Origin of the sequence: Pseudomonas fluorescens (assembly GCF_902497775.2) — a bacterium.
GTDB classification, from domain to species: Bacteria; Pseudomonadota; Gammaproteobacteria; order Pseudomonadales; family Pseudomonadaceae; genus Aquipseudomonas; species Aquipseudomonas putida_F.
On record NZ_OZ024668.1, the window covers coordinates 3,987,008 to 3,999,261 of the forward strand.

8 protein-coding genes and 1 tRNA gene are annotated in these 12,254 nt (G+C 60.1%); 6 read left to right on the forward strand and 3 right to left on the reverse strand.

Going from position 1 to position 12,254, the window contains the following annotated elements; genetic code table 11:
* Nucleotides 1-20: 20 nt before the first annotated feature.
* From F8N82_RS18310 to F8N82_RS18330, 5 genes are all read left to right on the forward strand, one after another.
* Nucleotides 21-3,251 (forward strand): hybrid sensor histidine kinase/response regulator, encoded by a 3,231-nt coding sequence (locus F8N82_RS18310; RefSeq protein ID WP_038996615.1) that lies wholly within the window; start codon nucleotides 21-23, stop codon nucleotides 3,249-3,251.
* Between the two features lie 71 nt (nucleotides 3,252-3,322).
* The gene (locus F8N82_RS18315; protein ID WP_038996616.1) at nucleotides 3,323-3,970 is read left to right on the forward strand and encodes a response regulator; all 648 of its coding nucleotides are present in this window, start codon (nucleotides 3,323-3,325) and stop codon (nucleotides 3,968-3,970) included.
* A gap of 172 nt (nucleotides 3,971-4,142) precedes the next feature.
* Nucleotides 4,143-4,739, forward strand: a complete 597-nt coding sequence (locus F8N82_RS18320) for a fimbrial protein (RefSeq protein WP_038996617.1) — start codon at nucleotides 4,143-4,145, stop codon at nucleotides 4,737-4,739.
* Between the two features lie 87 nt (nucleotides 4,740-4,826).
* Entirely contained in the window at nucleotides 4,827-5,570 is a 744-nt protein-coding gene (locus F8N82_RS18325; protein WP_038996618.1) for a fimbrial biogenesis chaperone, read from the forward strand.
* An 86-nt stretch (nucleotides 5,571-5,656) separates the two neighbouring features.
* Nucleotides 5,657-8,221, forward strand: coding sequence for a fimbria/pilus outer membrane usher protein (locus tag F8N82_RS18330; protein ID WP_038996619.1), 2,565 nt, complete (start codon nucleotides 5,657-5,659; stop codon nucleotides 8,219-8,221).
* A 24-nt stretch (nucleotides 8,222-8,245) separates the two neighbouring features.
* On the opposite strand, the gene F8N82_RS18335 is transcribed toward F8N82_RS18330, so the two are convergent.
* Nucleotides 8,246-8,914, reverse strand: coding sequence for a class I SAM-dependent methyltransferase (locus F8N82_RS18335; RefSeq protein WP_038996621.1), 669 nt, complete (start codon nucleotides 8,912-8,914; stop codon nucleotides 8,246-8,248).
* A 513-nt stretch (nucleotides 8,915-9,427) separates the two neighbouring features.
* On the opposite strand from F8N82_RS18335, the gene F8N82_RS18340 reads away from it, so the two are divergent.
* The gene (locus F8N82_RS18340; RefSeq protein WP_338918805.1) at nucleotides 9,428-11,098 is read left to right on the forward strand and encodes a PAAR domain-containing protein; all 1,671 of its coding nucleotides are present in this window, start codon (nucleotides 9,428-9,430) and stop codon (nucleotides 11,096-11,098) included.
* A 242-nt stretch (nucleotides 11,099-11,340) separates the two neighbouring features.
* Here F8N82_RS18340 and F8N82_RS18345 read toward each other — a convergent pair.
* Nucleotides 11,341-11,430, reverse strand: a tRNA-Ser gene (locus F8N82_RS18345).
* 93 nt (nucleotides 11,431-11,523) lie between these two features.
* Nucleotides 11,524-12,234: a phosphoribosylaminoimidazolesuccinocarboxamide synthase gene (gene purC / locus F8N82_RS18350; RefSeq protein ID WP_038996624.1), complete on the reverse strand. Its 711-nt coding sequence runs from the start codon at nucleotides 12,232-12,234 to the stop codon at nucleotides 11,524-11,526.
* Nucleotides 12,235-12,254: the final 20 nt, after the last annotated feature.

Genomic DNA, 12,254 nt, shown 5'->3' on the forward strand with positions numbered 1-12,254 from the left:
CGAGACTGCGGAAGCACCTGATGAAGCACGACAACGCCCTGCTGGATAAACTCACCCGCAGTTCGTTGCGCCTGAACAAAGGGATGATGGTGCTGCTCGGCCTGGCGTTGTTGTTGGTCGGTACCAGCTATTGGTCGTTTCAGCGCCTGATCGAAGAGCAGCACGACACCGTGCGTTTTCACTTTGCCCGGCTGATGGAAAACATCCGCGAGCAGGAAGTGTTCTTGCGCAGCCTTGGCCAACGCAGCCACCAGGGCGAGTTGCTCAAGGACGAGAATGCCCAGGTACGTTTGCTCAAAGCCTTGCCGGAAGAAGGCCCGAACATTTACCAGGGCCAGGAGTTCTCCTACTCCATGCCCTTCAGCGCCAAAATCGACCCGGAGAAAATCGCCGCCAGCGAACATGCCAAGATCTTCTCCCTGGGTGTGCACCTGGCGACCTTCTACAGTGCTTTCTGGTCGACCTCGCATTACCAGTCGCCCCATGTGTTCCTGTTCAACCAGGACGGCAACTTCGACATTACCGTACCCGCCGCCGGCCACGCACGGACCAAGACCGTACCGCTGAACGAAACCTTCATCGACATGGTCAAGGCCGTGGTCGATCGCCTGCCGCGCGACCATCAGTTGCTCAGCGAAGGTGAAGTCTGCTGGCAGCACTATGGCGCGAGCGCCACCAGCCCGGGCCCGGCGCGCATGCTGGCGTATATCGGTATCCAGCTGGCGGCAAACGAGATACACATCAAGGGCGCCGACACCCGGGTGATGATCGCCAGCATCCTCGACCTGTCCCAGGCCAATGACTATGAACGCACCATGGAATGGTCGATCTACGACCACTTCACCCTGGTGGCGCCTTCCGGCCAGGTGCTGATCGGCGCGCTGTGGCCGCAATCGCCGTTGCATGAAGGGATCAACTTCAAGCCCGAAGGCCTGGTGTTCAAGCTGGTCAACCACAATGGTCCGGCATGGACGGCGGTCTATGCCATCAACTACCGCAGCTTCTTCCGCTATGCCCTGTGGCCGCTGGCAAGCCTCGGCGCCTTGCTGGTCGCGGTCATCGCCATGGGCTGGGGCGCCAATCGCTGGTACCGCCGCCAGGTGATCCTGCCGGCCCGCCAGGCCCATGACAGCATCGCCGAAAGCGAGGCTTTCAGCCGCGTGGTGATCGATACCGCGCCCACCGGGTTGTGCGTGGTGCGCCGTGCCGATAACCAGGTGCTGATGGAAAACCAGCGGGCCCAGCAATCGCCGGGCAGCACCAAGTTGATCACTGCCCTGGAGCGACGCACCGACCAGGGCGATAGCGGTGAAACCTACCTGGAAATCGACGGCCGACACCTGCAGGTGGGCTTTGTCTCGACCCGCTACCAGGGCCAGGATGTACGCCTGTATGCCTTCAACGATGTCACCCGGCACATCGAAGATGCCACGGCACTGGAAGAAGCGCGGCGCGCGGCCGATGCGGCCAACGAAGCCAAGACCTTGTTTCTGGCGACCATGAGCCATGAAATCCGCACCCCGCTGTACGGCGTGCTCGGCACGCTCGAACTGCTCGGCCTGACCCGCCTGGAGCCGCGCCAGCAGGAATACCTGCAGACCATCCAGCGTTCGTCGGCAACCCTGTTCCAGTTGATCAGCGACGTACTCGACGTGTCGAAGATCGAATCCGGGCAGATGGCCATCGAGTCCATCGAGTTCTGCCCCCTGGACCTGATCGAAGACACCCTGCACACCTATGCCGCCTTCGCCCAGCGCAAGGGCCTGCAGCTCTATGCCTGCACCGACGCCGCCCTGCCCGAGCGCCTGCTCGGCGACCCGATGCGCATCCGCCAGATCCTCAATAACCTGTTGAGCAACGCCATCAAGTTCACCGACACCGGGCGCGTGGTGCTACGCACCCGGGTGCTGGCGCACGAGGACGATACGGTCAGCCTGGAGTGGCAGGTCACCGACACCGGCATCGGCATCTCGGCGGCGCAGCAGGCCAAGCTGTTCGAATTGTTCTACCAGGTACAGGATGCCTGCAGCGAAGGCGGCGCCGGCTTGGGCCTGCCGATCTGCTGGTGGCTCAGCGAAATGATGGGAGGGCAGCTGAAAGTGGTCAGCGAGCCCGGACTGGGCAGCAGTTTTGCCCTGCGAATGAGCCTGCCAGTGCTACCTGACCAAACCATCGATGGTGCGCCAGCCGCAGCCTCCTCGATACCGGTCTACGTGCGCGCCCCGGTGCAGGAGCTGGCGCAATCGCTGGTCGACTGGCTCATCCGCCTGGGCGTACACGCCACCCTGGCGCCGCAGCCGCTGGAAGCCAAACATGCCCCGGCAGTGCTGGTCGACGCCCTGGCGCCGGCCACCGCGCCGGCCTGGCCCGGGCCACGGGTGCTGTGCACGGCGGGCGGGCGCAACCCGCCGGAATACAGCCCGCACGGCTGGAACGTCGACCTGCACAACCTGCGCGCCATCGCCCAGGCGGTCGGCATGGCCCGCGTGGGCAAGCCGCAGATATCGCAGCAGGCCGCACAACAGCAGGCCGACAACCTGCAACTGCGGATCCTGGTGGCCGAAGACAACCCGATCAACCAGGCGATCATCAAGGAGCAACTCGAGGCCCTGGGCTGCACCGCAGTGGTCGCCAGCAACGGCGAGCAGGCACTGCACTTGTGGCAGCCCGAGGTCTTTGACCTGGTGCTGACCGACGTCAACATGCCGGTCATGAACGGCTATGAACTGGCCCGCACCCTGCGCGAGCACGACCCGCAATTGCCGATCATCGGCGTCACCGCCAATGCCATGCGCGAGGAAGGCATGCGCTGCATTGCCGTGGGCATGAACGCCTGGATCGTCAAGCCGTTGAGCCTGCAGACCCTGCGCGGCCATCTGCTCAAGCTCTGCCGCCCGGCCTTGCAGAGCGCAGCACCGCGGGTCGAGCCCGACACCCTCACCGCCCCCGCTGCCACCCAGGCCACGGACAACCTGCAGCTTTCAGAGAAGATGCGCCCGCTGTTCATCAGCACCATGCGCGATGACCTGCAATTGATCCACTGCGCGCTGGAGCAAAGTGACGGTAGAATCGTCGCCCAAAGGCTGCACAGCATCGCCGGCGCCCTGGGTGCGGTACAGGCCATCAACCTGGCCGAGCGCTGTACGGCGCTTGAGTGCCGGCTGGCAGGCGGGGTTGTCGATGCTTCCCTGCACCTTGAAGTGCAGCAGATACTGACCCGACTTGCCGCTGTTGTGGATGCGCTCGAGTAACAACAATCAGGCTTACCTGCGGCCGTATGGACACACCCTAACCCTCTATACCGGTACTACGGACAGCCTCTATGGACAAACTCAAAGTCATCATCGCGGACGATCACCCCATCGTGCTTCTCGGCGTGCGCGAACTGGTAGAACGTGACGAACGTTTTTGCGTGGTCGGCGAGGCCGTGTGCTCGAAAGGGCTGATCGAACTGCTTGAGCAACAACCGGTGGACCTGGTGATCACCGACTACAACATGCCGGCCGACTCGCCCTATGGCGACGGCCTGAAGCTGGTCGATTACCTGAAGCGGCATTTTCCGCACTTGCAGGTGCTGATCCTGACGATGATCTCCAACCACCTGATTCTCACCCGCCTGCATGAATTGGGCGTGGTCGGGGTGATCCAGAAGAGCCAGTTGCACACTGAAATCCAGCTGGCGCTCAAGGCCGTGGCCCAACAGAGTCAGTATCGAAGCCTGGAGCCGGCAAAAACTTCGGTCATCGAAACCACGGCGGCGATCGAGGATCGATTCGCCACCCTGTCACCCAAGGAGTTCGAAATACTGCGACTGTTTGTCGCCGGTAAAAGTGTCAGTGATATTGCCCGCAGCCAGAACCGAAGTGCCAAGACCATCAGCGCACAAAAGATTTCGGCCATGCGAAAACTTGATGTTAATAGTGACCAGGACTTGCTGGCTTATTGTCTGGAACGCAGCGTTTTCAACTAAGCCATATGGCAACAAAGTCATTTTCCGATAATGGCTTTGTTGCGCAAACGCCCCGCCCTTCTTGCGCACAGGCCTTATAAGAATCGTCTGATGTTCGGCACCCCCCCCCCCGCTCTATTGTGTATTGGCATTTTCATGCAGCACTTTCCAACCAATACAAATGGACATCACCATGAAGAAGTTCTCACTGGCCCTTATTACCCTGTCCGTACTTGCAGCTTCCGGCGCTGCCCTGGCTGCAGACCCGGTCCCTGTTCAAGGTGGCAGCGGCAAGATTACCTTCACCGGCGTCATCAACAACGACGCCTGCTCGGTTGACGGCGCCAACGCCGATCGCGTGATCTCCGTGGACATGGGCACTGTGTCGATCAAGGACATGGGTACTGCCGAAAGCCCATCCTCGGGCCGTGTAACCGGTAAAGACTTCAACCTCAACGTCAACTGCAACCTGGGCACCAAAGTCTCGATGATCTTTGACGCTGCCAGCGGCGGTTCGGGCCTGGTCACCGGCAAGAAAGTCCTGGCCCTGACCAAAGGCACCGGCACCGCGGCCAACGTCGGTATCGCCCTGCTCGACAGCAACGGCGCGCTGATCGACCTGAGCTCGAAAACCACCGCCAAGATCCAGAGCGACATGCACGGTACCGGCGCAGCGGGCGGCGACGCGATCCTCAACTTCTCCGCCGCCTACGTCACCACCGGTGCAGCCGGCACCGCCACTGCCGGTCGCGGTGACGCCACCCTGCCGTTCATCCTGCAATACGAATAACGCGTAGCGCCTGAACTGCTATGTGCGAGGCCGCCAGGCCTCGCCATTGACCCTGAAGCACAACCCCTGAATCAAACGGTACACACCATGTTGCGTCGTTCTATTCCCGCATGCCTGGGGTTGCTCGGCATGCTCATGGCCGGCCAGGCCATGGCCAGTATTTCCCTGAGCGCCACGCGGATTGTCTTTGATGGCAACCACAAGGAAGCCAACGTCACCGTGCGCAATGGCAGCCAGGATGTGCTGATTCAATCCTGGGTCGACGACAGCGATGCCCAGCGCAGCGTGCCCTTTGCCGTCACCCCGCCACTGGCACGGGTGTTCGCCCGTGAACAGCAGTTGCTGCGGGTGCTGTACGAAGGTACCGGCATGCCTGCAGACAAAGAGTCGGTGGTCTGGCTCAACGTCCAGGAAATCCCCCAGGCTGCGGCTGCCGCCAATACCTTGCAACTGGCTGTGCGCCAGCGCATCAAGATTTTCTTCCGACCTGCCGGCTTGCCGGGCAATGCCCTGATGGCGCCGACCGAACTGCAATGGCAACTGCTGCGCCAGAGTGGCAAGACCCTGTTGCAGGTTAACAACCCGAGCCTTTATCACGTATCGATGGCCGATATAAAACTTGAGGCGGGTAAACACAGTGAACTGGCAGCGGATTCGACCATGGTCGCCCCGGGTGAAATAAAAACATTCCCGGTTAAAACCCTGGGCGCCGACAACGACGTGCGCCTGAGCTTCTCCAGCATCAATGATTACGGTGCGCAAAATCAGTACACCACGACACTGTCCAGCGGCCAAACAAGCACTGCTGCCCAAGCGCCGAGCAAACAATAACGGTTAATGCCAAGGCGTTAACCCCGCGCGTGATTACGCCCCTCGCCGCGCCCAGTCGTTATTCGGGATGATACAGGTTCCTTCGCATGTCTTTTTCTTCCGGTAACAGGCCAACTCATTGCGCCGGCCAACGTGCGCGCGCTCACACTGCTACTGCCCGCCTGTTGCAGTTGAGCGCGCTGTCGCTGGCCGTGCTTGCCGCGCTGCCGGCCCTGGCCGAGCAGGACACCAGCGACGGGCAACAACTGGAAGCGTTCAACACCACCTTCCTGCAAGGCGCGCCCTCGTCGGTTGATCTGCAACTGCTGCTGTCTGCCAACAGCGTGTTGCCAGGCAACTACCGGGTCGACCTGTACAGCAACGAAGTACTGGTGGGCCGACGGGACATCGATTTCAACCGCAACCCGGCAACCGGGCGCGTAGAACCGTGCCTGACCCTGGAACTGCTGCAACAGCTGGGCATCGACCTGAACAAACTGCAGGCCCAGGGCAAATTCGACCCGAACACCCCGCAAAGCTGCTATGACCTGCCAGCGCTGATCGACCAGGCCAGCCTGCGCTATGACGCCGCGCGCCTGCAGCTGGCGGCCAGCGTGCCGCAGGTAGCGATGCAGCGCGGCATCCGTGGTTACGTCGACCCTGCACTGTGGGATGACGGCGTGCCGGCAGCGTTTATCAACTACCAGTTCAACAGCAGCCGCAGCGCCGGCGATGCCGACACGCGCATTGCCAACAACCTGGGCCTGCGCAACGGCATCAACCTGGGCGCCTGGCGTTTTCGCAACGAGTCGAACTTCACCAGCAGCACCGGTCGCCCGAGCACCTTCAAAAGTAACCGCAGCTACCTGCAACATGACGTCACGGCCATCAAGGGCCAGTTCAGTGCCGGGGATATCTTCACCGACACCGACCTGTTCGACAGTGTGCGCTATCGCGGGGTCAAACTGGCTTCCGATGAAGGCATGCGCGCCGATAGCGAGCGCGGTTATGCGCCAATCATCCGTGGCGTGGCACAGACCAACGCCACCGTGGAGATCCGCCAGAACAACTACATCCTGTACACCGCGAGTGTGCCGCCAGGGCCGTTCGAGATCAGCGACATCTATCCGTCCGGCTCCAACGGCGACCTGCAGATCACCATCGTCGAAGCGGACGGCCGCCGCCGGGTGACCACCCAGGCGTTCTCCAGCCTGCCGATCATGGTCCGTGAAGGCCAGGTCAAATACAGCATCTCGGCCGGCCAGTACAACAGCAATACCGACGGCATGGCCACGCCGAACATTCTCAGCAGCACCCTGGCCTACGGCATCAGCAGCAACCTCACCGGCATCATCGGTGTACAGGCCAGCGACAACTACAAGGCGCTGTCGCTGGGCGCCGGCAAGAACACTGCGCTGGGCGCCGTGTCGTTCGACGTCACCCATTCAAGCAGCCGCGCACTGGGGCAAACCACCCAGGGTAATAGTGTGCGCGCCCTGTATGCCAAGACCTTTACCGGAACCGACACCAACTTCACCCTGGCCGCGTACCGCTACTCGACCGAAGGTTTCCGCAGCCTGACCGACCACGTCCAGGACTTGAGCAGCGACCTGGAGCGCCGTCCGGGCAACTCCAAGACCCGCACCGACCTGACCATCAACCAGAGCATGGGCCGCAACCGCGAGTTCGGCAGCCTGTACGTCAACGCCAGCGACCAGCGCTACTGGAACCGCGGCGGCTCGCAGAGTTTTTCGGCCGGCTACAGCAACAACTGGGGCGAAGCCAGCTACAACTTCGGCGTCACCCGCACCAAGGACCTGGGCGATGGCTACGGCGGTTCCAGCAGCGATACCCAGTTCAACCTGTCGGTGTCTTTCCCGCTGGGCAGCCGCGCTCGCGCGCCGCGCGCATTTATCACCACCAGCACACAAAAAGGTGGTGACAGCACCCAGGTTGGCGTCAACGGCTACCTGTCCGAGACCAGCGACACCTTCTACTCGGTCCAGGGTGGCAACAGCAGCTCCGGTGGCAACTCCGCCTCGGCCAACCTCAACACCCGTACCTCGGTGGCCGACATCACCCTGGGCTACAGCCAGGGCCGCGGCTACGACTCGCAAAACCTCAACGTGTCGGGCTCGGTGGTCGCCCACGAAGGCGGTATCAACCTGGGCCAGACCGTCAGCGAAACCTTCGCCCTGGCCCAGGTGCCGGGGGTCAAAGGCGCCAAGATCAGCAGCTACAGCGGTGTAGAAACCGGGCGCAACGGCTACGCGGTAATCCCCAACGCGCAACCTTACCGGGTCAACTGGATCAGCCTGGACACCCGCGAGCTGGGCGGCGACATCGAGATCGACAACGCCACCCAGCAACTGGTGCCGCGCCGCGGCGCCGTAGTGGTGGCCCGCTACACCGGCAAGAGCGGGCGGCGGGTGCAGTTCGAACTGTTCGACGAACAGGGCGGGATGATTCCGTTCGGGGCCTCGCTGGAAGATGCCAGCGGTAAACAACTGGCGATCTCCGACCCCAACGGCAAGGCGCTGGTGCTGCTGGAAGAAGACCAGGGCAGCCTGACGATCAAATGGGGCGAGCGCCAGTGCAGCGCGCCTTACAGCCTGCCCGAGCGGGACAAGGCGTTGAACTATGAACGCCAGCGGTTGGTGTGCCAGCCATGAGCAAGGCACACCTGCCGGCTTCAATTACATGCGTTGCAGAACGTAACTGTTCTCGAAGCCATGCACACAGCCCAGGACATGGAAGCCATTGAAGTAGCCGGTGGCCCGCAGCAGATCGACCGCTGGCCCCACTTCAGGCGAGTGCTGGAAGTCGCCGTAATCGTCAAACACGATGAAGCCACCTGGCACGACGCTCGGCGAGTACAGCAGGAAGTCCAGCAGCACGTTGCGACCTGCGTGGCCACCATCGATATGCAACAGCGCGACCTTGGGCGCGAGGTTGTAGAAGCGCTCGGCACACAGCTCCGAGAAGCCGCGGATGACTTCGGCGTTAGGCAGCATCAGTTGCTTGTAGTGGCTGAACTCTTCGAACTGGTTTGGCAGCGCGAACGGGTCGATACCAATAATTCGGCGCTCGCGGTTGCACACCTCGTTCATCAGCACCAGCGACTTGCCCTTCCACACGCCGATTTCCACCACATCACCCGGCACCTCGGCAATCAGCAGCGACAGATAGCCCAGCAGGCGCACATGGTCATGGAACGACAGTTCACGACGCGGCATTGCCTGTTCTGGCGGCAAGGTGGCCTGTGCTTGCTCGAAATGCTGGCCGATCAAGGCCCAGACCTGTCCGATACTGTCATTCAATTCCGGATTGCTGATGAAGTCATTGAGCTCTTGGATGGTAATCATGTCTTCTCTGATTGCTTCGAACGAATAGAGGCACGTGCGCAGGGATGCACGCTGAATTCAGGCCAGGGCCGATGGGGGTTGATAGTATTCTGGCGTCAGAAAAAGTAAAGCGTGTCGTGACCGCAGGATTGCCCCGCAGCGGAGCGCAGGCCGTTATAGGCCTACATTTTCTGGACCTGGAATACCCTGCCGACCAACCAAATTCTTTGGGCCTTTGGGAATAGTCCTATTTATTCTCGATAGCCACCGTTCCAGGGTGCTGCCTGTGGGTTACATCCTCCACTTATTGTCACCGGCCGAGATGCACCAGGCGTATCGCGCTCGCTGAGGTGACAAGAGGACAGTAGCCCAAAACCCCATGGATCAGGATCATACGAATGAATGCAGCAATGACGTCTCCCTTGAGTTTCTCCGCACTCTGGATAAATCCCATCCCCCGATCGCTGTTTACCGAGTGGCCACCGAAGGCAGCCAAACTCGTGACCTTTGACCAGGCGAAATGGAGAAAACTCAATGACTGACGGCTATTTCATTGGCTTGGGTGACAAAACCACCTGCGGTGGCAAAGTGCTGGATGGTGATGACAGAGTCAATTTCTTTGGTCTGCTTCATGCTCGCGAAGGTGATCGAGTTTCATGTGGCAAGGACGGAAAGATTTATCGGATCGTCGGTGGCATCTCGCACATGGAAAGTCATGGCAAACTCATGGCTGGCACACTGGATAGTTTCAGCGACTGCCCCTGTAGAGCCCGACTGATTCCCTCGGTGTTCACGGCCAGCTATCAGAACGAAAAGTCTACACCGCAATCAGCCAGGCGAGCAGCGCAACCAGGCTCTTCAACGGTAACCAACCCCTCGGTAGCGCCGCGTCAATCCAGTTTCGCGCCTTCGAGCCATCCAGCTCCCACGGCATTCAACCGCGTAGAGGCCCAGGAACCTGGCTTCTATGTGGCGCCCAAAAGCATGACCCGCGAAGCACTGGAGGCCACGCTTTTTCCCATGCGCGATTCGGCCGTGATGAGCAAGTTTCAGGCGCTCAACCCTAATCTAGGCGAGATCAAAGCCGGCTCTATGATCGTGCTCGGCGATCCGAACAACACTTCCTGTACCTACCAGGAAGCGCAACTGATGCAGGCAGCGCAACAGGTCAAGGCATCCCTGGATCCCCTGACGCCAGAGCAAGCCGACTTCATGCACCGCCACGGTGCTGAAATCGCCAGTTTTACTGGCCCGACCTCAACCTGGCTTGGGGTCAGCGCAGTGGTGATGGAGACGCACCTGACCAAACTGCGCGACACCCTTCAAGCCATAGAACGTTTGCACCAGCAAAGCTATCGACAGCACGGCCACCTTAAATCGCCGCAGTTCTTTGCTGATCGTAAGCACCTGCTCGCCAAGCTGGATGCACACCTATTGAGCTCAACGCGTCTGCGTGGCCAGACAACCTTCGGCGATCACCCCAAGCTAAAAACAGCCCTCGGTATTTCCAATCGGAGCCTGGTGCATCACTGGGACAAGGCTGGTGCGCCGGGTCAGATCCCGGGTTATGCCACCCATGTGGATGCAACCAGTCGTGCTGCCAAGTACATGAAGACAGGCGGCTATATCGGTATTGGTATTGGCGGCGTGTCCTCGTTGCTGGCTATTGAGCAGGTGTGTAACGGCGATTCTGAGGCAGCTTGCGAGAAGGTCAAGTTTACGGAAGGAGGGAAATTCGGCATATCCACCCTTGGGGGTGGTGCGGGCGGCTGGGCAGGCCAAGTTGCCAGTGGTCCGATTTGCCTGGCGCTTGGCGTCTCGACAGGTATCGGGGTGTTGTCTGTGTCGCGGCCATTGGGGATTGGCGCGTGGGGGGGGGTACGACTGTCGGTGGCATGGGTGGTGAATACATGGGGGATAAAATTTACGAAACTATACAGCCATGACCAGTATCGACACGTGGTCTCCCTGGATTGCGATCATTTTTACGGGTGGTCCTGGTCTGCTCGCAGCTGCGGGTCTCGCATTCAGCCTGTACCTAAGCCACCGTCACCTGGACGCCATAAAAGAGGCCTTGAAGAACAGCCGTTATATTTATATTTGGGGCACGAGCCTGGGGAAGCGGGGTTTGATTTGGTCCCTCTTGGAGATAGCAAAAATCGCACAGATGATCACAATACCAAGGTCATCACTTCACATCGGTGAGCTGGATCCAGGCGATCTTGAAAACTTCCCTCCATATCTGAAACGTCTTCTGGTCATCAATATGACGATGATGATCATCTCCTTCGCTTGGATGGTAGTTGTAGCCGTGCTGATCAAGTTTAAGTAAGTTGACGGACGTGGTACAACCCTCGGAGCCATGAAATCTGCCCTAATGTTCCGCCCCGAAACGACGAAGCCCCCGAAAACTTCAACGTTTTCGGGGGCTTCGGCTACTACATGTATGGCGGAGAGATAGGGATTTGAACCCTAGGTACTGTTGCCAGTACAACGGATTTCGAATCCGTCCCGTTCGGCCACTCCGGCATCTCTCCAGTGGCGCGCATGATACCAGCAGTTTGCCGAAAGGCAAAGCCTGTTTGCGAAAAAAATTCGCGTGGTATCAGGCGCTTGCGTGAACTTGCCGCTTACAGCGGCACGCCCAGGCGTTTGGCAACTTCTTCGTAGGCTTCGATGACGTCGCCCAGACCCTGGCGGAAGCGGTCCTTGTCCATCTTCTTGCGGGTCTCTTTGTCCCACAGGCGGCAGCCGTCCGGGCTGAATTCGTCGCCCAGGACGATTTCGCCGTGGAATACGCCGAATTCAAGCTTGAAGTCGACCAGCAGCAGGCCGGCGTCGTCGAACAGCTTGTTCAGCACGTCGTTGACCTTGAGCGACAGCTCTTTCATCTTGGCCAGTTGCTCGGCAGTACCCCAACCGAATGCCACGACGTGGGATTCGTTGATGAACGGGTCGCCCTTGGCGTCATCTTTGAGAAACAGCTCGAAGGTGTGCGGGTTGAGCTTCATGCCTTCTTCGACGCCCAGGCGCTTGACCAGGCTGCCGGCAGCGTAGTTACGCACGACGCATTCGACCGGGATCATGTCGAGTTTCTTGACCAGGCACTCGTTGTCGCCCAGCAGTTTGTCGAACTGGGTCGGGATGCCGGCTTCTTCAAGCTTTTGCATGATGAAGGCGTTGAACTTGTTGTTCACCATGCCCTTGCGGTCGAGCTGTTCGATGCGCTTGCCGTCGAACGCCGAGGTGTCGTTGCGAAACAGCAGGATCAAGCGGTCAGCGTCGTCGGTCTTGTAAACCGACTTGGCTTTGCCGCGGTAGAGTTCTTCACGTTTTTCCATGATGGGCTCCGCTTGCTAAA

Coding starts and splice junctions, on each gene's coding strand:
- F8N82_RS18325 (WP_038996618.1), top strand. CDS start 4,827: ATGTTGCGTCGTTCTATTCCCGCATGCCTGGGGTTGCTCGGCATGCTC.
- F8N82_RS18335 (WP_038996621.1), bottom strand. CDS start 8,914: ATGATTACCATCCAAGAGCTCAATGACTTCATCAGCAATCCGGAATTG.
- F8N82_RS18340 (WP_338918805.1), top strand. CDS start 9,428: ATGACTGACGGCTATTTCATTGGCTTGGGTGACAAAACCACCTGCGGT.
- F8N82_RS18315 (WP_038996616.1), top strand. CDS start 3,323: ATGGACAAACTCAAAGTCATCATCGCGGACGATCACCCCATCGTGCTT.
- F8N82_RS18320 (WP_038996617.1), top strand. CDS start 4,143: ATGAAGAAGTTCTCACTGGCCCTTATTACCCTGTCCGTACTTGCAGCT.
- F8N82_RS18310 (WP_038996615.1), top strand. CDS start 21: ATGAAGCACGACAACGCCCTGCTGGATAAACTCACCCGCAGTTCGTTG.
- F8N82_RS18330 (WP_038996619.1), top strand. CDS start 5,657: ATGTCTTTTTCTTCCGGTAACAGGCCAACTCATTGCGCCGGCCAACGT.
- purC (WP_038996624.1), bottom strand. CDS start 12,234: ATGGAAAAACGTGAAGAACTCTACCGCGGCAAAGCCAAGTCGGTTTAC.